The organism is Zhenhengia yiwuensis, from assembly GCF_014384995.1.
Classification (GTDB): Bacteria; Bacillota; Clostridia; order Lachnospirales; family Cellulosilyticaceae; genus Zhenhengia; species Zhenhengia yiwuensis.
Map to the genome: position 1 here is coordinate 15,328 of NZ_JACRSY010000017.1, position 22,761 is coordinate 38,088.

The 22,761-nt window shown below is 34.2% G+C and carries 20 protein-coding genes; 2 read left to right on the forward strand and 18 right to left on the reverse strand.

Annotation, left to right across the window (positions count from 1 at the left end; all coding sequences use genetic code 11):
• The first annotated feature begins 51 nt into the window (after nucleotides 1-51).
• Complete coding sequence (locus tag H8718_RS11410; RefSeq protein ID WP_249332997.1) at nucleotides 52-1,107, forward strand: M20/M25/M40 family metallo-hydrolase; 1,056 nt, start codon at nucleotides 52-54, stop codon at nucleotides 1,105-1,107.
• 153 nt (nucleotides 1,108-1,260) lie between these two features.
• Here the strand turns inward: H8718_RS11410 and H8718_RS11415 are convergent, their stop codons facing one another.
• From H8718_RS11415 to H8718_RS11425, 3 genes are all read right to left on the reverse strand, one after another.
• Entirely contained in the window at nucleotides 1,261-2,505 is a 1,245-nt protein-coding gene (locus H8718_RS11415; RefSeq protein WP_330597666.1) for a hypothetical protein, read from the reverse strand.
• A 418-nt stretch (nucleotides 2,506-2,923) separates the two neighbouring features.
• Complete coding sequence (locus H8718_RS11420; RefSeq protein ID WP_249332998.1) at nucleotides 2,924-3,643, reverse strand: beta/alpha barrel domain-containing protein; 720 nt, start codon at nucleotides 3,641-3,643, stop codon at nucleotides 2,924-2,926.
• A 1,020-nt stretch (nucleotides 3,644-4,663) separates the two neighbouring features.
• Nucleotides 4,664-5,575, reverse strand: coding sequence for an alpha/beta fold hydrolase (locus H8718_RS11425; RefSeq protein ID WP_249332999.1), 912 nt, complete (start codon nucleotides 5,573-5,575; stop codon nucleotides 4,664-4,666).
• 252 nt (nucleotides 5,576-5,827) lie between these two features.
• On the opposite strand from H8718_RS11425, the gene H8718_RS20595 reads away from it, so the two are divergent.
• Nucleotides 5,828-6,085, forward strand: a complete 258-nt coding sequence (locus H8718_RS20595) for a tyrosine-type recombinase/integrase (protein ID WP_330597668.1) — start codon at nucleotides 5,828-5,830, stop codon at nucleotides 6,083-6,085.
• 181 nt (nucleotides 6,086-6,266) lie between these two features.
• Here H8718_RS20595 and H8718_RS11435 read toward each other — a convergent pair whose 3' ends face one another.
• The 15 genes from H8718_RS11435 to H8718_RS11505 all read right to left on the reverse strand — a co-directional run bounded on the left by H8718_RS11435 (nucleotide 6,267) and on the right by H8718_RS11505 (nucleotide 22,743).
• Nucleotides 6,267-7,880 (reverse strand): hypothetical protein, encoded by a 1,614-nt coding sequence (locus tag H8718_RS11435; protein ID WP_249333001.1) that lies wholly within the window; start codon nucleotides 7,878-7,880, stop codon nucleotides 6,267-6,269.
• A gap of 20 nt (nucleotides 7,881-7,900) precedes the next feature.
• Nucleotides 7,901-9,331: a hypothetical protein gene (locus H8718_RS11440; RefSeq protein ID WP_249333002.1), complete on the reverse strand. Its 1,431-nt coding sequence runs from the start codon at nucleotides 9,329-9,331 to the stop codon at nucleotides 7,901-7,903.
• A gap of 145 nt (nucleotides 9,332-9,476) precedes the next feature.
• Nucleotides 9,477-9,731 (reverse strand): CxxCxxCC domain-containing protein, encoded by a 255-nt coding sequence (locus H8718_RS11445; RefSeq protein ID WP_249333003.1) that lies wholly within the window; start codon nucleotides 9,729-9,731, stop codon nucleotides 9,477-9,479.
• Between the two features lie 209 nt (nucleotides 9,732-9,940).
• Nucleotides 9,941-12,088: an SF1B family DNA helicase RecD2 gene (gene recD2, locus H8718_RS11450; RefSeq protein WP_249333004.1), complete on the reverse strand. Its 2,148-nt coding sequence runs from the start codon at nucleotides 12,086-12,088 to the stop codon at nucleotides 9,941-9,943.
• A gap of 93 nt (nucleotides 12,089-12,181) precedes the next feature.
• Complete coding sequence (locus H8718_RS11455; protein ID WP_330597669.1) at nucleotides 12,182-13,594, reverse strand: recombinase family protein; 1,413 nt, start codon at nucleotides 13,592-13,594, stop codon at nucleotides 12,182-12,184.
• Nucleotides 13,545-14,726, reverse strand: a complete 1,182-nt coding sequence (locus H8718_RS11460; protein WP_330597670.1) for a recombinase family protein — start codon at nucleotides 14,724-14,726, stop codon at nucleotides 13,545-13,547. The genes H8718_RS11455 and H8718_RS11460 overlap by 50 nt, the downstream gene beginning before the upstream one ends.
• 68 nt (nucleotides 14,727-14,794) lie before the next feature.
• Complete coding sequence (locus tag H8718_RS11465) at nucleotides 14,795-15,457, reverse strand: peptidoglycan recognition protein family protein (protein ID WP_249333005.1); 663 nt, start codon at nucleotides 15,455-15,457, stop codon at nucleotides 14,795-14,797.
• Between the two features lie 15 nt (nucleotides 15,458-15,472).
• On the reverse strand, nucleotides 15,473-16,432 hold the full coding sequence (locus tag H8718_RS11470; protein ID WP_249333006.1) for a hypothetical protein: 960 nt from the start codon (nucleotides 16,430-16,432) through the stop codon (nucleotides 15,473-15,475).
• Between the two features lies 1 nt (nucleotide 16,433).
• Nucleotides 16,434-16,802, reverse strand: coding sequence for a hypothetical protein (locus H8718_RS11475; protein ID WP_249333007.1), 369 nt, complete (start codon nucleotides 16,800-16,802; stop codon nucleotides 16,434-16,436).
• On the reverse strand, nucleotides 16,786-17,205 hold the full coding sequence (locus H8718_RS11480) for a phage holin family protein (RefSeq protein ID WP_249333008.1): 420 nt from the start codon (nucleotides 17,203-17,205) through the stop codon (nucleotides 16,786-16,788). Before H8718_RS11480 ends, H8718_RS11475 begins: the two co-directional genes overlap by 17 nt.
• Entirely contained in the window at nucleotides 17,205-17,708 is a 504-nt protein-coding gene (locus H8718_RS11485) for a hypothetical protein (protein WP_249333009.1), read from the reverse strand. Before H8718_RS11485 ends, H8718_RS11480 begins: the two co-directional genes overlap by 1 nt.
• 2 nt (nucleotides 17,709-17,710) lie before the next feature.
• On the reverse strand, nucleotides 17,711-19,498 hold the full coding sequence (locus H8718_RS11490; protein WP_249333010.1) for a phage tail protein: 1,788 nt from the start codon (nucleotides 19,496-19,498) through the stop codon (nucleotides 17,711-17,713).
• A complete protein-coding gene (locus H8718_RS11495) occupies nucleotides 19,495-22,200 on the reverse strand; it encodes a phage tail tape measure protein (RefSeq protein WP_249333011.1) in 2,706 nt (901 codons plus the stop codon). Before H8718_RS11495 ends, H8718_RS11490 begins: the two co-directional genes overlap by 4 nt.
• 106 nt (nucleotides 22,201-22,306) lie before the next feature.
• Nucleotides 22,307-22,489 carry a hypothetical protein gene (locus H8718_RS11500; RefSeq protein ID WP_249333012.1) on the reverse strand — a complete coding sequence of 61 codons (183 nt, stop codon included), beginning with the start codon at nucleotides 22,487-22,489 and terminating at the stop codon, nucleotides 22,307-22,309.
• A 20-nt stretch (nucleotides 22,490-22,509) separates the two neighbouring features.
• Nucleotides 22,510-22,743: a hypothetical protein gene (locus H8718_RS11505; protein ID WP_249333013.1), complete on the reverse strand. Its 234-nt coding sequence runs from the start codon at nucleotides 22,741-22,743 to the stop codon at nucleotides 22,510-22,512.
• Between the last annotated feature and the right edge of the window lie 18 nt (nucleotides 22,744-22,761).

The window sequence follows — 22,761 nt, forward strand, 5'->3', positions numbered from 1 at the left end:
AAGAAAGTAAATATGATATGATAAAGATATTATTATATTTAGGAGGATAAAATGAGACCAGAATCTAAACATTTTTTACAACAATTAATTGAAACACCTTCACCATCTGGCGATGAGGTAGAACTTCAAAAACTCTGGATTCAATATGTAGAACCATTTGCTCACAAAATTGAAACAGATGTAGTGGGCAATGTCATAGCATCTGTTAATCCTGATAAACCTTTTAAAGTAATGCTTGCAGGACACTGCGATGAGATTGCTTATATGGTAAGCTATATTGATTCAAATGGTTATGTGTATGTAACCAAAGCAGGTGGGATCAATCCTAAACTAGCGCTAGGTATGACTGTAAAAATTTTAGGTAAAAAAGGCGTTATAAAAGGTATAGTAGGTGTTAAACCTGAACATCAAGGGGGCCCTAAAGATAAGGTGGAGGTACAGGACCTCTTTATCGATTGTGGGGCACGTAATAAAGAAGAAATTGAAGAGTATGTTTCTATGGGTGACTATGTAATCTACGATACAAACTATGAGTATTTACTTAATGATGTTATGGTAGGACGTGGTTTAGATAACCGCACAGGTGCTTTTATTGTAGCCGAAGTACTTAGAAGAGTTGCGGATCAGAATCCTAATGTGGCAGTTTATGCTGTAAGTACAGTAAATGAAGAGACTAATATGGGTGGTGCTTACTTTGCAGCAAGTCATATTAATCCAACTATGGGTATTGCTTGTGATGTTTCTTTCGCAACAGATCATCCAGAAATGAATCCAAAGGAATGTGGCTGTGTATCTCTTGGTAAAGGACCTATCCTATCTAAAGGTGCACCTATTAGTAAGAAAATCAATGAGCTATTAGAGAAAGCTGCTCAAGTACATAATATTCCACTTCAGTATGAACTCACTCCAAGATCCACAGGTACAGATGCCGACAGAATTAGATTAACAGGTAAAGGTGTTCCAGTAGCACTTGTTTCCTTACCACTTCGTTATATGCACGCACCTTGTGAAGCTGTCAACCTTCAAGATATCGAAAATGAAATTGAACTCCTTGTACAAATGATTTTAAGTATGAGTGCCAATGAAAATTTAAATCCACTCCAATAAAATATTATAAACCTAAAGGCTAGAAATATCTTTATTAAACTGTAAAGATATTCCTAGCCTTTATTGGCAATTAAAAAGTAAGGCTGCGCTTCAGAACATTCGCGTGAATGCTATTTGGCTGGAACGCAAACTGTTATTCATTCACATACTTCTTTATACTACTCCAACACATACATTATCACATGTTCTATTGCTTAGTTCTTTAATTGGATGAGGTGCTATTTCAAAACGATAATCTTCTCCATTCTCATCAATTATCTTTTCAATTGTTTTATGGCTAGGTACACTGCATACATCATGATTTAAAGCTTCTTGGAATTTAAAGAATGATGCATCACTAGAAAGTTCACAAGGCTCTGCATAGTCCTCTTTTACCGATGTTAGATACACGGTGTTTCTAATGACATCCCTTATATATTCCTTATTAGGTCCTAATCTTAGAAGTTTAGGGAAATATCCATTTGGAATAACTTCTTGCCAACACTTTCCTTCAAATCGTTCAAGAAGTTGTACTGCTTTATGGAGATGAGCAATTTCTTGTTCTAAATGTTCTTCCCAAATCTTTTTAATGTAGCAGTCTGTTTCATCTTCATAACAAGAGTAATATAAATAACACTCTGTATACTCATGTAATAATAAGTCCTCAAGCCAAGTTAATCGTGTATCTTTTAAGCTCTCGTACTGGCTTACATGCTGTTCTTCAATTAAGCCAATTTCTTGATAAAGCTGTCTTCCAAGATCAGAACAATAAAAACCTGCTATATTCATATAATAATTCATAGTTTGTTGTTCAGCTGCTGTAATAATAGATATATTAAGTTTAGTAATAGGATCTGCTGTATCGAAATTTACGAATCTTCTAATATTATCTATAGGATAACGATGTTCAGATATGGTTGGTCTACCTGGCATAATCTCTGTATAATGCCCAACTAAATACTCAGATTTTGTCCCATATTCCATCTCTAATAAATCAGAGTAACGATAGAGGTGATCAAAGTCTTCTAATAATGCAAAATCAAGAGCTGCTTTTACATAACAATCTGGCTCTCTTTGTGCTAATATTGCTGTTAAATCAACAGCTAGCTGCTCATAACTAATTGTATGTTCAAGAATACTTTCATTTGCTGGCTTTAAAACACTAATTACCTTTTGCTGTTGCTGCTCTATTCTTCTTGTTAGGGCAATTTCACGTCTTAAATCATTATTGGGGCAATGCCTAGAAAATTGATGAGAAAACCAATTTGCTTCAAATTCTGTTCCATTCATAAGTATAATACGTGTCTTGGTATAAGGATCTATCTCATATTTATTATAAGGTTTAGGATAAATACTCTTCCAATCCTTAAATGAACAGTTTAGATTCATGGGCTTCTCTAAAAAGGGATTCATACTCATACAATTCTCTCCACCTTTCTACAATCAATTCTATTTACTACTTTTTATAAGTACTAAAAATTTATATTTATCTTCTGCAACTATTACGTTCCCTAATAGATACCTCCTTTTTAAAAACGATACTACACTTATATACTATGTATGTAGGACAACATTGTGATTAAATTACAAAAACAAATGAAAAATACAGCACTTTTAGTCACTAAAAAAGAGTAGATATTCTACCTACTCTAAAATAATATTTGTATTTACTTTTTTAATAACTATTCTATTGAACTGTATGAACTATAAAGTCTGCAATATCTATAATTATTTTTTAGCTGTGTTTCTTCCTCTCTTTAGGGAATATATCAAATATATTTCCTGATACCTATAACAAAAAGCCCTAAAGCATACTCGCTCTAAGGCTTGGTATTATCTAATTCTTGTTTTCACACCCCCTATAATACTTACTATTTTCAATTTCTCTGTATAATTTCATTTTTTCTTTAAATAATTCGCAGTTTGTAGGTGGCGTATATGTAATACAATTTGCTCCAGCTCTAATAGTTTGTAAGATACTTTCCTTATTCGGACCACCTGTAGCAATGATAGGAATATCAGGATATTCCCTTCGTATTTTTTCTACTATACGAACAGTGTTTGCTCCTCCACTTACATTAATAATATCTGCACCTGCTTTAAGCTTCTCTCCTATATCTGTTAATTCACTCACGACTGTTATGATAACTGGAATATCTACATGTTCCTTTACGTATGTAATTGTTTCATTAGGAGTTGGGGCATTCAATACCACACCTATAGCTCCTTGAAATTCGGCATGTAGTGCAATATTAGCTGAACGAATACCATGTGTAAGCCCGCCACCTACTCCACATATAACAGGTATATCTGAAACAGACAAAATAGCTTGAGTAATAGCTGGATGTGGTGTAAAAGGATAAACTGCAATAACCGCATCTGCATTTGTATTTTTTATGATAGCAACATCTGTTGTAAAGATAAATGACTTTATGCGCTTACCAAATATACGAATACCACTACACTCTGCTATTTCTTCCGGCATTCTTACAAAGTTTTTTCTAAGATTACTTGTTACTTCTGGTACATACTTATTTGCTATTTTTCTATTTTCCATCTCGTACCTCCTTTTTCAAATATGAACCTATTTTAGTACGTTAAATTTCTAATCGGTCTTTAAACAAAAAGTAATATTAAGCTACAATCTTACCTAAAAAATGATACTTCTCGTTTTTCATTATCTTTCTTCTTTCAGACCTATAGGCTCTTGCTTTTTACTTCGTTCTTTAAGGCTATGTAAAGAATACGTATTCCATCCTAAAATACCTCTTAAACATAATCTTATTATTTCTTTTATAATCTTTTTTACTATCTCACCGCCATAAGCTATTATTCTATAAAATATTTTTCACTCTAACTTTATCATATTTTTTTTACAAAATCAGTATTTGGATAAAAAATAAGAGATAGGTTCATAAAACCTACCTCGAAATAACTATTTGTTTAACTTGTGGTTATGTTGCAACAAACCTTTAATAAACTGAAATATTATCCTTCATCAATATCCCTCTTAAGGTTAATATGATAATCTTCGCTGGTGAGAATATCTCTTCTAAATCTTATAATATTTACCTATAAAAATTATTATCTGAGTAAAAGCTAATCTTTATGAAATATATTCTATTCAAAAATAAAAAAGGTACTAGATTAATCCCCAACATTAAACATTATATCACTTTATTAGACTTATATCCATATAATGTCTCAAATTAACTATGATTTTTTATTATAATTGTATAAATATTGACTTTTTTGTTTTTTATATTTATTATATATTCATAAATATTACTTGTCCGTTGCGGTAATATTTATGAAGGAGCCCTACAACTCCCCTAAATTTATAGGCTTCTTTGGCTTAAGAAGTAGATTCCCTAGTCTACTTCTTTTTTCATGAAAAAAAGAAGGCTAGAACCGAAGTCCTAGTCCAAAAGATATTTTTATTGACTTGTTAAATAACTATTTGTTCCATACAAGACTGTATTTACAATGAGTCTAATAAATCCTAAGGTGCTTATTTCGCATTATGTTTGCTCATTTTGTACCATACTTAATTTGAGATAGAGTTACATAGAAATCATTATATCTTTGTATCTAAAAAATCGATAATTGCTTTCGTATAGGCTTGGGGTTCTTGAATCCATGATAAATGTGCACTATTTTGAAATTCGACAATATATCCGTTGTGTGAATACTTACAAAAGTAATCCTGTTGGTCTTTACCACAAGTTAAGTCATATTTTCCAACTAACAATAATGACGGTACCTTTATATCTTTTAAATTTGGAAGATAGTTCTTATAGAAATCTCCCTGTTCCATAAGTTTTTGTGTATGTACTACAAACTTCCCCAAATTAGTGGCATCAGTATTGATTTGAGGTATATATTTCATGTTATATTGTTGGTAGTCATGCGGATCAATTACATGACTATATATTCTTATCCCCTCATCTTCTTGCATCATTCTCGATAACATTATTGCTTTATCAAATGCATCTTTACTGGTAATTTCTTCATTTAGGATGTCATTACAAATATTCACGCCCTTTTCGCACCCAACCTTTTCAAAATACGGTAATAGAAAAGATGCAACTGTTTTAGATGTAAGAGCTATATTCCATGTAGGACAGTCATAAATTACAGAATCCACATGCTTAGAATACGTATGAACATAGTGAGAGGCAAGCATTCCTCCATATGAATGTCCTAGCACTGTCCATGAATTAATCCCTAATTTTTTCCTCATTTTTTCAATCAATTGAGCATGGTCTTTAACTCCAAACACTTGATTTTCTGGGATAGCATCTGACCTTAAAACCCCATATTGGTCAAAACTAATAACATGATAGTTCTCCCCTAGAACTTTAGCTTGGTGTGTATAACTAAGACAGCTCTCACCAGGTCCACCATGAAAATAAACTATTGTATTCTTATTATGTTTGCCGTATTCTTCATAATAAATATTTTTTTCATCTATTTTAACGAATGGCATTTGTCTTCCACCTCGCATACTAACAATAATTTCAGTCAAACACATCTATTTTTTTCTTACTCTAAATTTATCATATATTTCTAATTAAGTCAGTATTTTATCATAAAAAAATAAGCCTATCCTCTACATACTTATCCATCTTCTTCATTAAAGATGGTGCATTATTCATATTCCTCTTATCTAATTGCCATGCTACTGGACTTATAATATTAGTTTCTACAAGAACTTCCAAAAGATCCTAAAACTAATCATGTGGAATTATTATCTCTCAAGGAAATTAAAACTCTATTACAACATTATTCAACTGAAACTAATCTATTGCATAAAGCAGCTTTTTATTTAGCTATTGGTTGTGGACTTAGAAAGAGTGAGATGGGAGCTTTGACTATTGATGATATTGACTTCGAAAATGGTATATTAACAAAAGAAGTTGCAACAAGTATTGATGCAACTTCTTTGAGGAATTATTTAATTAGAATTTGTCCACCTATTCTTTTAATCCAATCTTAAGTCTATAAAACCATTGAAAATACTAGTTTTCTTTAACTAAATAAGCAATTGTTTCCACATGCCATTAGGTATAGGGGGTAATACTATAAAACAAAATAATAGTGATTGCACCCCCGGGGGTATATGCTTAAATTTTATAGAACAACCCTCTTCATAATCTAACAATTTAATTTTTGTAGTCTTAATTATCTAATTGCTCGTTTTTATACATACTTCCTAATGCAAATATTGCAAATAATATCTCTAATACAATCATGGATGTGTTAAAAGATAATCCTATCCACCCCCATGATATCTTAAATATTGGCAAACCTAGGCTAAATAACATAGCACACATCATTATTCTTCCAAATAGCTTTCTCAGATTACTCGCTTTTCTGTCGTTTTTAGGATAGCTCATTTCTAACATATATGCACTTATAAATAGTACTAGGATATCCCCTATCCAAAAGTATTTGCTACTTGTCCAAATTGGGGCATATTTATATAGAACCATACCAAACTCAGCTATTAATGCCAGATAGGCTATATTTCTAACAAATCTAAATATCTTAAACTCTGTTCGAGTATTCATAAGTAGTAATAAACTTATTGTAAATGTAAAATTAGCCACCAACAATGACTCACCGGATATACCAAACCCAATCACCATAAAGAATAATGCTATCACTGGTGCAAAAATGTTTCTTACTGCATCAAATATTCTATATTTATATAAACTCCTTGGCTTATCCTTTCTAACTGTCTTTTGTTGTATCGGCTTAGCTTTTAGGTTATATGATTCAATATATTGTACCTGTGTATTAAATTTTTCTAATCCTTCAGATATAGTTAGATAAGTTTCTTCTGCTGCTTCTGAAATATCTCCATCTTCATCTAAAATAGGAGTATCAATTACTGCCTTTACTGCTCCAGCAAGTGAACGGGTTATGGCAAGTAACTTTTTTTCATCTTCACTAAACTTGTTGAAGTCTGCCCTTTTTGAAATTATTCCTGCTTTCTTACGTGTTACACTGTCCAATAACATTGTGCACCTAGAAAACATCTCATTCAGTTCAAATAGTAATTCTTCAAACATCTCTGCTTTATCTGAAATTCCTACACATATTAACTCTGCTACTCTCATTTTTTCGGCTGCAGCATCTGCTTGTGCATACATTGTCTGTGCTTTTTCAAGATTTTCATCTGCTTTGATACTTGAAGAAATACCCGTAAATAGTACAACCGGTGCTGCAATTGCCGCTAGTGGTGTCATAGCTGCTCCAAATGATAGAGCTGAACCTGCAAGTCCTGTTGCTATACCTACTTCTCCTGCCATCAGTGCTGCACCAGCTGTTCCTAACGTTCCTGTCACAACTGGTAATGATCCACTTGCAGCAAGGGCTATAACTGCACCAGTAGCTGCACCAGCCGCACCACTTGAAAAAGTTGACTGATAGATATCAGACATCTCTTTTATCTGTAAACTCTCTTGCTCATCTATCATAAATTTGGATAATTCATTTAACCCAGATGAATTTCTTATTTCTATATTTTTAACACGTTTAAAAGCTATTAAAAACTGATTCATTGATCCTTCTAAAACATCTTTCTTTGCATATCCTAAATCAAGCAGCGATGCTTCTGTTCGTTTTTGTGCTTGTTCTAGTGAATTCTTTGCATCATCATATAGTTTTCTTGCATCATTAGCAACTCGCTCTGCTTCTTCATTGGTTTCTTTTGCACTTAGATGTCCTCCTACTCCAATTATCCCTGCTGCTGCTGCTAATCCTCCCAGAATAAATGGTACTGGCATAATAATTCCTCCTTAATATTCTACAATATATCAACTGAATCATCAGCTAAATAGTCTTCAAATTCTTTTACTGTTTCATAATAAATATTTCCACCTAATTTTCGGGTTATCTTATTTGTACCTGCTATAACAGCATCTGCATCTCCTGCGTGAAATGCGTTGTGAATCTCTGAAAGTGATTCTGAAAAACAATTTTTATAATCAGCAAAATATTTCTCCATATAACCTTCAAGTTCATCTCTATATGCTCGTGCCTCCCTTGCAACTTGCTCACATTCAGCAGCTATTCTCATACGTTCCTCATGCTCTAGCTGCTTTGTTTTAAGTTTCATGATCAACTCATTATAATACTTACTTGTCATTGTTGAACCTACCAGAGCTCCTACTGCTGCCCCTACAACTGGAATAGGAATTAATGCTTGTCCTACTGCTGCTGAGTAACCAGCAGTAGCAACATTAAGTCCTTTATCTCCTAACTCAATTAGGCATTCTTGAGTCGATATCTCACCATTGCCATAGCGTCTTAATGTGTCACCAGTAACCATAACTGCTGTTATGATATTCCCTGGAACGTCTGATTTAGATAGTGCCTGTAAAAATTGAGATGAAGAAGATGATAAACTATGAGAGATTGTTGTTAATCCACCACCCATTAGATAACCGGTAGCTGCTGCTTTTCCTGTGTCGACAACTGTATCTTCTAGTGCCTCTTCTACACTTTTTTCTCCCTTTATTACAGATGTTATATTTCTTATTCCTGAGATAGTTACAGCCATTGTTCCTGTATTTTGAGCTGCGTTTCTTCCAGCTTGATGCCCTGTCTTAATTATATTCCCAATAGCAGTTTGCCTAACTTGTTTTTTTATTGTAGCTTGTGATTTTTTTCCAGTTTGGATGGCTTTTCTTTTTCCTTCTTCTGAAAGTGTTACTCCTGTTTTTTTGAGGTATTTATCATCTGTTACAAGTTCCTCATTGGTACGACTACGTTTAGCATTATTATATTTTCGTGATACTACCTCTATATTTTCTCTGCTATTTGCAATATCTTTAATATCATCATTGCTTATCCAGGCATTTTTCTTATGATCTTTAAAAATTTTTTCAATTGGTGTTATATGATCACTCTCTGCAACATTTTTCAGGGCACTTTTTCCACCTTTTAATACCGCATCTGACTTGCGGAGATAAAGCTTATCCCCAGTATATGGGTCTATTACTGTTGTACCATCTTTAAATGCTTCCATTTTAGCTACTTGTTTTGCTTTCCCACTATCATATAAATTTCGATTTCCTGTATATTTTTCTGGTTTAGCAAATGTTTTTGATGCTTCATCTATTGATGTTTTAGCAGAATGCGTAGCCGTTATCCCTGTTGCTCCTTTTATCACACTTTTATCTTGTTCATCTCTTTCTGTGTCTTTTGATTTCTTTCTTTTAAAGAAATTAAACATATAATCGTTCCCCCTTACTTTTAATTTACAAACTCTATCCAATATTATTTTTATGTAATCTTACTATACTGAAGGCATTAATCTTGTTTCTGTATCATATAAAATATTAAAAATTAATAATGATAAGTCTATCCTGATTATTTCCTTATAGTGCTGATTTAAATTGTTCACAATATTTACGATTCATTTTATAATATTCTTCCTTTTCTATCTTACTTTTGAAAAGAATTGTGTATACTTTATCTACATTACACATTGTAGGTCTAATTTCATATATATTACACAATCTCAGCTCATCATTAAAATACATACAAACTCCATCTCCTCTGTCTAATGTCGCATAAACTGCTGATTGACCTACTTTCATACAACAACAACCACACTTGTCACATTTAAACACCATTTACTCCTATCTATACTTAAATTATGAATTATATGCTATATTTCTACTTTTTTATCAAAATAAATTATACACAAATTTATTTTTTTGTCTATACTTATATTTAAATTTAAGTATATTATACTTTTTATACTTTTCACTTCTCTATGGCACTTTTATGATAAAAAAGGCATCTAGTAACTTCATTACAAAGCTACTAGATGCCTATATTACATCTCTCTTATCATTTTCTGTATTCTCTCTGAAAGCTTGGTGTTCCTATCCTTCACATTATTATTCTTAACAGAAACATAGACTGCATTTCTATTTCCAACGAGCACAACAACCTTTTTAGCTCTTGTAATCCCGGTGTATAGTAGATTACGCTGCAACATTATAAAATGACTAAAGCTGATCGGCATGATCACTATAGGATATTCGCTTCCCTGCGCTTTATGAATAGTCGTTGCATAGGCCAGTACAAGCTCATCTAACTCTAACACTTCATACTCAATTTCTCTATCATCAAAGTTCACCTTTAATGTCTTTTCTTCAGTATCTATCGCTGTTATGAAACCTACATCACCATTGAATACCTCTTTATCATAGTTATTTCTTACCTGCATAACCTTATCATGCAATCTATATTCTGTCGTACCTCGCTTAAGGCATAGGGTATTTTTATTTAAAGCAGTTTGAAGAACTGTGTTGAGGTGAGCTGCACCTGTTTCAGTACGTTGCATAGGTGTCAGTACTTGAATATCCCGTAGAGGATCTACCTTATAATAAGTCGGTAATCGCTTTGTACATAAGTTAACGATTGTATGGATTACCCCTTCATTGTCTTCTTGCTCCATAAAGAAGAAATTACTGTCTTTCCCACCTCTAAGGTCAGGTTTTTCTCCTTTATTAATTTTATGGGCATTAGTTATGATCCTGCTTCCCATTGCTTGCCTAAAGATACGTTCCAACTTAATAGTAGGCACAACACCTGATGCAATGATATCCCTAAGTACATTACCAGCTCCAACAGAAGGTAACTGATCAATATCCCCTACAATGACAAGAATCATATGATTAGGAATAGCCTTTAAGAGATTGTACATTAAGATAATATCAATCATAGAGGCCTCATCAAGAATCAGTACATCACCCTCAATAGGATTTTCTTCATTCTTCTTATATCCTTCAGGTGGTTTACACTCTAGTAGTCTATGGATCGTCTTGGCTTCCATTCCTGTTGCTTCACTCATCCTTTTAGCTGCTCTACCTGTAGGTGCTGCAAGTACAACCTCCATCCCTGACTCCTTGAAGAGTGTGATGATTCCATGCGTTGTTGTTGTCTTTCCTGTACCTGGACCACCTGTTAGTACCATCACTTTAGATTTTGAAGCTTGCCTAATCGCATTACGTTGAATGTCATCATAGGTCATGTTTTCTTTACCCTCTAATAATGAAATAACCTGTTCACTATCTACCACCTGTTTTTCACGCCCACCAAACATAATCTCCTTGAGGCGCTTCGCTACACCTGCTTCACTAAAATAGAATGGTGGTAGATACACAACATCAGGTTCTTCTTTAATGAGTTCCTTCTCAATTACCAGGTGATCGATGCTCATAACAATCTTGGGTTCTTCTACTTCTAATATTTCAACACACTTAGTAACAAGTTGTTCATATGTTGCATAACAATGCCCCTCTTCTGAGAGCTCACTTAAAGTATAGAAGATACCTGCACGACAGCGTTTGAAGGAGTCTTTCTCTATACCTAGTTTAGCCGCAAGCCCATCTGCTGTTTTAAATCCAATACCATAGATGTCATCTGCCAGCTTATATGGATTTTCCTTTACGACCTCTATACTCTTATCTCCATAGAACTTATAGATCCTACTCCCGAAAGATGTGGATACACCATTGGACTGTAAGAAGATCATAATATTCTTGATCTCTTTTTGATCTTGCCATGCCTTTTTAATCTTTTCTACTCGCTTCTTACCTATCCCCGGTACTTCGATAATACGATCTGGCGCTTCTTCAATAATATCCAGTGTCTGCTCTCCAAAGAGCTGTACAATCTTCTTAGCATAAACCGGACCAATGCCTTTGATTAAACCACTACCTAAATACTTCTCAATACCATATATACTGGCTGGTAGGGCTTCCTCCCACTCCTTAGCATCAAACTGTCTTCCATATTTGGGGTTACTAGACCAGAACCCTTTTATAGTAATAACTGAACCCACATTAACAGTTGCCATGCTTCCTACAACAGTTACAAGGTCCATGTATCCCTTACATTTTATCTTAATAACACTATATCCAGTTTCTTCATTAGCATAGGTAATTCGTTCTACTACACCTCTTAGTCTTTCCATAACCGTTCATCCTCTTATGTACAATTTATAGTGACCTTAGTATACCACAAATTGTAGCAAATATAAAAAGAGCTAACCAAGGAACTCCCCTAATCAGCTCTCCATCGCACACTCTAATTCTGTTCCATCCAAAAAATTTACTATGACCTTTCCTTTATCGATAACCATTACCTTATCCAGCACTTTAAACACCAATTCTTTATCTACCTCTTCAATCCTATCTGCTTCTGCTATTAATTCTATAAATTGCTTTAGCCTATATGCTTTGAGTACATCTACTTCTTGTAGTTCTTCTTTCCACTTCATTAAGCAAGTTTCTTTATTCTCTACCAGTGCATTAAAGGCATTTATAAATACTTCATTTAGCTTTTGTGCATAAATATGACTATTAGTGCACCCTATCTTTCCTTTTTCTTGATACTTTGCCCCACACTGCCATAGTTTTATAGGCTTGCTATTAGAATGCCATGTTTTTCGATAATAGCCTCTTCCACACTCTCCACATATAATACGACCTGCAAAAGCTGTATCCTCTAACCCGTAATCATACTTCTGTAGCTTATGTTTTTCTACATACTGCTTCCTTCTTTCAATTTCTAGCTGCACTGCTTCCCACATTTCATGTTCTATAATAGCTGGATGACTTTCTTGCACATAGTATTGAGTGACTTTTCCTTCATCATTCTTGACTCTTTTTTTAGTTAGAAAGTCCACTGTATAAGTTTTCTGTAACAGTGCATCCCCTTTGTACTTCTCATTTCTAAGTATTTTGTCTATAGTACTTGCATACCATTTAGTGGTTCCTGTAACTCCTTTTACCCTATCACGTTCAAGTTCCTTTGCTATACGCGTTGGCCCTTTCCCATTAAGATACTCTGTATAGATACGTCTCACTATTTTTGCTTGTTGCTTATTGATAATGAGGTTTCCTTCTTCATCTTTGTCATAGCCTAAAAACTTCTTTTCATTAACAGTTACTCTACCTTGTTCAAATCTTCTTCGAACTCCCCATGTTGTATTTTCTGAAATCGAGCGACTTTCATCTTGTGCTAATGAACTAAGAATTGTTAATAGGACTTCCCCCTTAGAATCAAGTGTAAAAATATGTTCTTTTTCAAAGAATATCTCAACTTCTATCTCTTTAAGCTCTCTTACATATTGGAGACAGTCCAAGGTGTTCCTAGCAAACCGGCTTATTGACTTAGTGATAATTAAGTCGATTTTCCCATTCTTGCAATCTTGTATCATCTTGTTGAATTGCTCACGCTTTTTAGTATTTGTTCCCGATATACCTTCATCGGCATAAACTCCTGCAAATTCATAGGCCCTATTGCTCTTGATATGTTCCGTATAGAATTGTACTTGATTTTGATAACTTGACAGCTGTCCATCTTCATCTGTTGATACCCTACAATATGCAGCTACTCTTTTTTTAGGAATCTCTATTGTATTCCCTTCAGTTGCTATCGTCTGCCTTGCTGGTATACAGGTAACGCTTCTCGCCATTCACTACCCACTCCTTTATAACTGTTTCTTCTTCTATATTAAGTGCTGTTATAAGCGCATCATCTATAACTGTTCCTTCACAGACATTTTTTCCTTCTTTTATATACGTGCTACATTGCCATACTATCTTTTGAGAAGGTTTACCGCTGTTCCATGTTCTGCGCTTTAGTTTACTGCCACATTTACTACATATAAGTTTTCCTGATAGCGCATATTTATTTTTCTTTAAGTCTATGCTCCTTCTTCGCCTTTGTAATTCTTTTTGAACCTCTTCCCACCTATCATCCGATATGATAGGTGAATGACTTTCCCTAACAAGATAGGTATTTACATTTCCGTTATTTCTTTTCTTTTTTTTAGTTCTATAGTCAGGGGTATAAGTCTTTTGCAACAAAGCATCTCCTTTATATTTTTCATTTTTTAATATGCCTAGGATTGTCGTGTCATGCCACTTTCCACCTGCTACTGTTGGTACTCCTTCTGCATTCAATAATTTTGCTATAGCATGGCTCCCTTTACCATTCAGGTACTCCTCAAAAATCCTTCTTACGATTTCTGCTTCTTTTTCATTAATAATCAAATCACCATACATATCTTTGTCATATCCCAAAAAACGTTTTGTATTAAGTATCCCTTCTCCTTTTTCAAATCTCTTGCGGATACTCCATTTTACATTTTCACTGACACTTCTACTTTCTTCTTCTGCAAATGCAGAAAGGACAGTAAGCATCAGCTCACCATCCTTTGATAAAGTCCAAATATTCTCATTTTCAAAATATACTTCTACACCAATAGATTTTAACTTTCTGACCTGCTCTAAAACAATAAGTGTGTTTCTAGCAAAGCGTGATACTGATTTAACTAAGATAAGGTCTATCTTTCCTTCTTGGCATTGCTTTAGCATTTCTTGGAAAGCCGGTCTATCTTCTTTAGTTCCTGTTATGCCATGATCTACAAATACATCTACAAACTCATATTCAGGATTTGATTTAATTTTACTCTTAAAATAAGTTATTTGATTTTCTAGCGACTCACCTTGGCTATTACTTAATGAAGATACTCTTGCATAGGCACATACTCTCTTTTTAAGTAAACTATTTTCAGTTTTAGGTTGAATGATTGTTACCTTCATTTAATTAGCTCCTTTCTATCAAATGGTCACTACTATACATCACTCTTTTAGGCCTATAAAGCAAGGTCCTACTTCACCTTTATAATAGGAAGTTTCTCCTGCTTATCATAACCTACTTCAATCTTGTCATCTGCTAGATCACGAAGCTTTACAAAGTTAAAACCATCTATATTGACTGTCTCTACTTCCTTTTCAACGTTATTAAGTATAATCTTAATAGTACTTACAAGTTTCTTATTTGCATCTTGCTTAAGCTGCTCCCAAGCCTCTATATTTTTGACATAGTACCTGGGACAATCCTTGCCTGTTACATCATAATGTCTGATCACATCTCTAAGTGGATTAAGATTGTACCTATTACAAATATCAATAATAAGTGTGATAAGTGCTTGATATGTTACAGGGCTAAACTTACCATTCCAATCTGGATGACAAACCTCTATTCCTATATGATCTTCATTCACTTGACTTGCATGGTAAGCTATCTCATCTTCTGGAACACATGAAATAATTTCTCCTTCCAGCCCCACAATATAGTGTGAACTGGCATATCTATACCTCCCATTACTCATTTTCTGTCCTGATTTTAATCCTTCAAAATAATTACGATTAGCTTCTGCTGTAGAAGCAGCATTACCTACCCAATGAATGACTATTCCCTTAACACATTTTAGTTTGTTTCCCGGTCTTGAATAAGAGTTGATCGTTAAGTATTTTTTTATGATTTGCATAATTTCTATCCCCCTTTAAAGTTCAAATAATATATAGGTACAGAAACCCTTAGATGAATCTACGCTTCTAGTATCACAAATGTAATAATCTTTTCCGTCTAATGTAAGTATTCCACCTTCCGGATAAGTAGGTGACTGTTCTTTAGCCATGGCTAAAATACATTCTCTGCCTCTGAGATGTGTACTGATTACTCTGTTTGTATCAGTACTAGCCATACTACTACTTGAACCATATATCGTCTCAATATACATTTGTACATTTTTTGTTAGTGTAGGCTTATAATTTTCTGGAGTTCCATTTTGAGTAATATCCATCTGAGGATAAACATATCTATTGAGTCTTTTTATACTTAGTCCATAAGCGGCCTTACCTGGTGATATACCACCGGATGTTAACAAGGTATCCTTAAAGGTATTAAAATAACTTCCAGAAGAATTTCCTTTGTAATAGCCATATAGGCCTGGATAGGATAAAGCATAAATACTTCCATCTACATCATAAAGAGGTATATAACCTACATACAATGGAACATTAATAGATGGAGGAGTTGAACTTATATACCATAATAAATAATCAACTCCTGCTAAGAGTGTAATATAAATAATGTTATTCGTTGCACCTACTGATGATGTTGTTTTTAAATCTGTTCCTACATGTATTTCACCTAGTGAAGTACATACCTCTCCAGCTATGACTCTTGCGGCTATTTTATTATAATATCCTGTTCCTGATGAAGGCTTACCTGCTGTATCAGTACTAGATGAGTTATAAAGAACCAATTTAAAAGAAGTATCTGCTGAGTGGGTGAGGATGTAAGTTTTTGCTTCAGGATAAGTTTCAGGTTCGTCTTGATAGTAAAAGGGGCCTTCAGCAGTAAGATTAGGAACTATTTCTTTTATTTTTTCTACAAACTGATCAATTGCATAGGAAGCTTCTGTACTCGTAATAATCATAGATACATATTGGTAGGCCATTTTAAATCCCTTCCTTCTCTTTTTGTATTATAGTAGAAAGGATTATCCCTTCTACTTTTGGAATTTTCTTTTCTATAATAGAAGTCAAATAGTAGTGTACAGGTGGTTCCCAATGAAATTTAGTCTTAATCTCACTAACAGTTATGCCTATAGGCCCAACTTGTGTGTTACCTTCCGCCCCTAAGCCTTTTTCACATAAATAGTACAAGTATAGATCGAGTCGTGACTGTGGTAGAGGTAATTCATCTTTATTACCACCTAAAGCTAAGTAATGTAAATACTCATCTACTCGACTACTTGGCTTAGGCAATTCACCCTCATTTGATAGTAAGTACTGTAAATATTTTTCTATATTACTGGTCGTTTCCACCTGAATCACCTTCATTTCTAAGTTGTTCTAACACATCTCGAAGTTTCTGTGGAATAGGAACACCTATAATTGCCGCATTTTCTATAATACTAATCCCTTCATTAGCAATATAAAAAAAGACAACAGCCGTGCGAATTGCACTCCCATTGCCTATGACTTGATAGTCGATCATATGTCCTGCGCCTACTAAGATGAAGATGAGTATCTTTTTAAAAATTCCCTTAAATCCTACTTCACTCGAAAGTCTTTGTTCTAGAACTGCTACCATTAATCCTGTTAAGTAGTCTAATACAATAAAGGTAATTAAAGCATACATAAAGCCATCCACCCCTCCCAGGAACCATCCTAAAAAACAACCCACTGTAGCAAACATCATCTGAATATTTTCTAGTAACCCTTTCATTATTTCACCCCTTCATTTAATCCAATAATACATGTCTGATAAAGTTCTAGTGCCATGGAGTCTGTTAGATTAGTTCGTTTGGCTTCTATTGAAAAAGAGCTTTTATAACTAAAGGCTTTTGAAATTTCTAATGTTTGAGAATGACTCACCTTAAAGTATTCATAAATATCCCCTTCGTAAATCACTGCACCATCTGCAGTTATTTTCAATATAGCCTCAGGTCGTGTATCTGACCAATCATCCCAGTCTTGTAATTGAAAAGATCCTATAACCACAATACCTGAGTCAGGTACATAATAGACACCGCTACTAAGCACGCTTTCAAAAGTATGCGTATTAAGATAAGCTACACAATGCCCCCAGTCTCCACGATAGTAGTCACAATTCACTACTGTTAAAATCTTACCATCTGGGAGCCCTTCGCCATCAGAGCTTCCTCCAAGGGATAACCCATTTATAAATAGTCCACATAATAATCCATTTTGAAAATCTATATTTGGCATCTTTATATCTCTCCTGGAACCTCAGTATTGTACCAGCCAATACTGATAGATTGATTTGTATTTTTATCGGTTAGACTTAAAATCCTACCTACACTATCCTTAACCCATATAAATTCTTTCTGTAGATTTCCGTAATAAACAACAAACCCATTACTAAAGAAGTCCATACCAGTAACAGGCACCGCTGGTAATTCTATGTTTCCAAAATCAAAAGTAGGTAAACCTTCTATGCCTTTTTCACCTAGCTTAATTTCATGACTTTTACCTATACTTGTAATATACTTAAGAACTAATCCATCTAAATCCTTATAAATAAACCCTTTGCCATTTTGAGTAGAACCAGAGACATCTGTTCCAGCCCCCCATACCATAGAAGGATAAAGCGTATTCCCTAGTGTACTATCAAACTTAAAAGAAGCTTTAACTTGTTCATTTAGCACCTTTCTCACTTTGACTTTAAATTCATCTACTTGTATGTCAGTTAAGTCAGGATAAATACTTTTAGGTGTAGTAAGTGTAAAAAATTGATAAGCTTGAGGATTTTCCTTTATAGCTGTGTAGTAAATTTGCTGTCCATCTTTATTTTTGTAATCTATTACTTCAGTAGGACTTAGTTCCTGAGTTACGTAATCGATACATTCATTCTGTATTCGAATACAATTTCTTATATTTTCTAATGGCGCTGGCTTTCTAATATCTAATGCATCAAAGTTTGTTTCTAAGTATTCAACATTAAGATCTCTTATCCATGCATTTAGAATATGGGCTGTTTTAGCACTAATGACTTCTTTTTCTATTACTTCTACAATAATATCAGGTGCAACATTCTGTACTTCTTGTGTAATAACCTCTTGTATATCAGCAAAGTCTCTTTTACGTTCTCCTAGTTGATAAGTATCTTCTCCAGTTGTTAGACTCTTAGTATACGTCACCACTTTATAATCCAGTTGCTTATTTAGTACAGTGTTATGAATCCTGACTAATTGACATAGTTGTAAATCAAGATTTTTACTTTTAGGTATACTAATACTTAAACTTACTCTTGGGCTATCTACTGTTTGAAGGTAATCTGTTGCTAAAACCGTTAGATCCTCTAATGTTTCTGCTTGAAATTCTTTATAGGCTTCTCTAATAAAATTATAGTCGCTAGCCTTTTTACTTGTTATCGTTCCAGATAAATCACCTTTGCTATTCTGAAAATAAAGCTTTGTAATAACATCTGAAGTATCTGTGTCTTCATTTAACATAGTAAAGTCAAATCCTTTTGTTAATACTGTAGCTGACTGTCCCCACTGGTTTTTCTTGATGCTCATCTTTAATCCTTCATACTTTATCTCTGTTCCTGTTTGTTCTATTAACTTAGTAAGTGCATTTTGGGCATTGGTATTTTTAATCTCAAAATTAAAAGGGCCTATATCCTCACATACTCCTACTGTGAAAATAGTCCCTTCTAAAAGAGTTCTTAAAACATGTTCTAGTGTTGTATCTTGAAGTTTAAGTTCTTTTAGGTACTTGAACATCAGTACCTGTGTTTGAAGAAGCTCAGCTGTAAACTCTGAGACAATCTTTTGATGATCCTTACTTCCTGCACTTACTTGTCCATAGTATAAATTACCTACTTTAAAGATAGTATTGTGATCAATAGTTATTGTCCTACTTTTTAAGTAACTCTTTAGTACAGAGAATGAAAGTGTATAGTAACCATTTCTTTCACCCTGTATATGGCCTTGATTAATAGGAACTTTAGCATATGGAACTTGTAAATCTGTTTTTCTGTAAAGTTCTATCATGTGATCACTCCTATCCTTCGATTTCTATTTTTCTTTAAACTATAAAGATACTCTGCAAAGTATTGGGCATTTTCTTGAGAATTAATGTTCATGTTTTGGATGACAATATCTCCATCTGTAAATTGGTTAGACGTTGTAGAAAGTGTATGATTTGTTATGGATTGGCTGGCTAACTGACTGAGCTCATTAGAAATCTCTAAATGTGGTGCAACCTCCATAGCTTGCGTAATACTTTGCCCCATCTTTTTAGTATCTCTAACCACCTGTGGTATCCCTTTTAAAATCCCTTGACCTATACCATTTTCAACAAAGTCCTTCTGAAACACTCTAATGGCTAACCTTGACGGAGAATGCATATCAAACACACTTGTAATACTCTTCCATACACTCTTAGCCATATTTTTTGCAGCACTAACTACCATGCCTACACCATTACGAATTCCTTTGGCAATACCGGATACAAGATTACCTCCTACTTCTAACCAGTTGGTATTAAGGATAGTATTCCTAATTGCTGCAATAAGCTCCAAAACAGACTGATGAAGCTGAGGTATAGCTTGGATTAACCCTCCTGCAAGTGCACCAACTATTTCAATGGCTGATTGAATCACAATGGGGTAATTATTCATTAAGAAAGTAATCAATCCTACAATAAGCTGTGCTGCTGTATCTACTAATAGAGGAATAGCTGTAATCAATCCATCTGCTAATTTACTTACAATAATAGGTGCCTGTTCTAGCAACTTAGGTAAGGCGTTTAATACACCTTCTACTAATGCCAGAATAATAGCTACAGCAGCTTCAATAAATTGATCAAGATTGTCTAGTATACCCATGACTAATCCAAGAATGCCCTCTACCATAATTGGTATAAGTATTGGTAGCTCCTCTGCTAGAGTAGTTGCCAGCGTACTTACAATTTGAATCATTGCTGTCGCTAACTGAGGTAATGACTCACAAATAAAAGTAGCAAGACTCGTAATAAGTTGTCCTGCTACTTCTGCAATCATTGGGATATTCTCTTGGATAATCGTCATTAATGAACTGATTAAGGTATAAACACCTTCCATTAAAATAGGTAACGCTGTTGGTATTACTTTCGTTAAGGAAGTAAGTAGGCCACTTAAAACATTATTAATGATTGTGACTACCTGAGGCAAACTATTAGCAAGCTTTAGTGTCATATCCTTTAAAAACTTATCTAATGACTGAGTAAAATTTTGTAAGCCTTCATCATTAAAATCTACCTTTAAAGCATTGGCAAATTCATTAAGTACTGGGAGAATGTCATTTCCTAATGGAATAAGTAAGTTTATTTGAAGCAATCTTCCTATACCTTGAATAGCACTACCTAAATCATTGTACTTAATCTTGTTAATCTCTTGTAAAGTGTTGGCTGTCTGACTAAACTCCCCTTCTATAGAGCTTAAGGCTCCGATTGCTTCAACACCTAAATCCTCCCACATAGTACCAAACAGGGCCACACCTACTTGATTTTGTAATACCTGATCATCACAAGATTCAAGAGCAGTAACCACTTGCTTAAATGCTCTTTCTGCTGCACTTCCACCTTCATTAAAGTGCTTTGTAAGCTCTGTAGCATTAAGTCCCAGTTCTGTAAAAGCTCCTAATGTACCATCACTGTTATCTTTTACTCTTATACCAAACTCTTTAATAGCATCCCCTAATTTATCAATGCTAAAAGCTCCAGTTTCTGAACCATTTTCTAGCATGTTAAACATATCTTCAGCATCAAGTCCTAACTGCTGGAAATGTACACTATATTCATTAATTGTATCTAGCAAGTCATCATTAGCATTCAGTCCCTTTTGAGCACCTTGGGCAATAAGTGTATAAGCTTCTTCTGCCGTTACTCCAAATGACTTCATCATCTGATTCACAGCTCGTGTACTTTCTGATACATCAAAATTAAAGCTATCTCTTAAAAGAAGAGCATGAGACGTCGCAAGTTCTAGTTCTTTACCTGTCATATTGGTTTGCTGAACAATGAGGGCCATACTATCGGCAATGTCCTGAAAGTCTTCCCCCATATTATCCGCATAAAGGTTCATCAAACCTTCTTCTAGACCTTTCATTTCTTCAGCAGTTGCACCAGTTTGAACTTGTAAACTGTTGAGAGCACGTTTAGCTTCATCTGCTCCTTTTGTAGCCATAACACCAATACCTACCACTGCACTACTTATACCTACTAAAGCAGTAGCTGTTCCTTTAACAGCCATGCTGCCAATACTTTTAGCAACACTTCCAGCAGATGCCCCTAATTTCTTTAGTTTACCTTCGGATTGATCTGCTTCAACACCTAAATCATTAATTTCTTCCTGTGTTTCTTCAGCTGTTTCCTCTAACTTCCTTAGTTCAATAGCTGTTTTTTCAATCTCACGGTTAAAGGCTCTATATTGAGAAGCATTAATTTTACCTGAAGCAAACTGTTTATTAACCTGGTCCTGTGCATCTTCTAATTGTTTCAATTTGTCAGATGTGTTTTCTGTCTGCGAAGCTAAAAGTTTCATCTTTTGACTGAGTAGCTCTGTATTCCCCGGATCTAGTTTTAATAGACTCTCAATTTCTCTAAGCTCTGACTGTAGGTTTCGGCTTGTTTTATTGACATCATTTAATGCTCTTTCAAGTGGTTTTACATTCCCACCAATTTCAATTACAATACCTTTAATTTTACTTGCCATCTCTCATCACCTCCTTCAATTTGAGCATAAGAAAAGCACCTACTACTTAAGTAAGTGCTCATTTTAGGATATAGGAAAATATGTGGCCGAACTACCTTGTTAGGCGTTAGAATGCATTAAAATCTAGTTGATTAGCTTGTTTTCCATCTTCTTCCTTTATGCCATGTAGCCTATCATAATGATCTATGTAGTCTAAAATCATTCCTATACTCATCACATTAAAATCTGTTAGAAGTAGCCCTCTTTTTATAGCATAGACCATTATCATCTCTGTTGTTACTTCACCCACTATATCCTTAGTTGTATTTTCTACTTTTTTTTAGTTGTTTTCATTAGACCTGTTAACAGCTCCATCACTTCTGGTAGAATTTCTAGAATAGGTAATTCTTCAAATTCATCTAACCATTCTAAAGGAGGCTTAATTTCATAATTGGCTGTTTTAGCCATAACCCAAAGCATATTATAGAATACTTCAAAGTCTAAGTTTTCTAACTGTAATTCTCCTTCTTTATAAACTTTTTCTAACTTAATGAGCTCGGTCAAAAGGTCTTTTCCATATAC

Excerpts from the sequence above, each read along its gene's own strand:
- H8718_RS11410 (WP_249332997.1), top strand. The coding sequence starts at position 52 with ATGAGACCAGAATCTAAACATTTTTTACAACAATTAATTGAAACACCT.
- H8718_RS11415 (WP_330597666.1), bottom strand. The coding sequence starts at position 2,505 with ATGAGTATGAATCCCTTTTTAGAGAAGCCCATGAATCTAAACTGTTCA.
- H8718_RS11420 (WP_249332998.1), bottom strand. The coding sequence starts at position 3,643 with ATGGAAAATAGAAAAATAGCAAATAAGTATGTACCAGAAGTAACAAGT.
- H8718_RS11425 (WP_249332999.1), bottom strand. The coding sequence starts at position 5,575 with ATGCCATTCGTTAAAATAGATGAAAAAAATATTTATTATGAAGAATAC.
- H8718_RS11435 (WP_249333001.1), bottom strand. The coding sequence starts at position 7,880 with ATGCCAGTACCATTTATTCTGGGAGGATTAGCAGCAGCAGCAGGGATA.
- H8718_RS11440 (WP_249333002.1), bottom strand. The coding sequence starts at position 9,331 with ATGTTTAATTTCTTTAAAAGAAAGAAATCAAAAGACACAGAAAGAGAT.
- recD2 (WP_249333004.1), bottom strand. The coding sequence starts at position 12,088 with ATGGAAAGACTAAGAGGTGTAGTAGAACGAATTACCTATGCTAATGAA.
- H8718_RS11455 (WP_330597669.1), bottom strand. The coding sequence starts at position 13,594 with ATGGCGAGAAGCGTTACCTGTATACCAGCAAGGCAGACGATAGCAACT.
- H8718_RS11460 (WP_330597670.1), bottom strand. The coding sequence starts at position 14,726 with ATGAAGGTAACAATCATTCAACCTAAAACTGAAAATAGTTTACTTAAA.
- H8718_RS11465 (WP_249333005.1), bottom strand. The coding sequence starts at position 15,457 with ATGCAAATCATAAAAAAATACTTAACGATCAACTCTTATTCAAGACCG.
- H8718_RS11470 (WP_249333006.1), bottom strand. The coding sequence starts at position 16,432 with ATGGCCTACCAATATGTATCTATGATTATTACGAGTACAGAAGCTTCC.
- H8718_RS11480 (WP_249333008.1), bottom strand. The coding sequence starts at position 17,205 with ATGAAAGGGTTACTAGAAAATATTCAGATGATGTTTGCTACAGTGGGT.
- H8718_RS11485 (WP_249333009.1), bottom strand. The coding sequence starts at position 17,708 with ATGCCAAATATAGATTTTCAAAATGGATTATTATGTGGACTATTTATA.
- H8718_RS11490 (WP_249333010.1), bottom strand. The coding sequence starts at position 19,498 with ATGATAGAACTTTACAGAAAAACAGATTTACAAGTTCCATATGCTAAA.
- H8718_RS11495 (WP_249333011.1), bottom strand. The coding sequence starts at position 22,200 with ATGGCAAGTAAAATTAAAGGTATTGTAATTGAAATTGGTGGGAATGTA.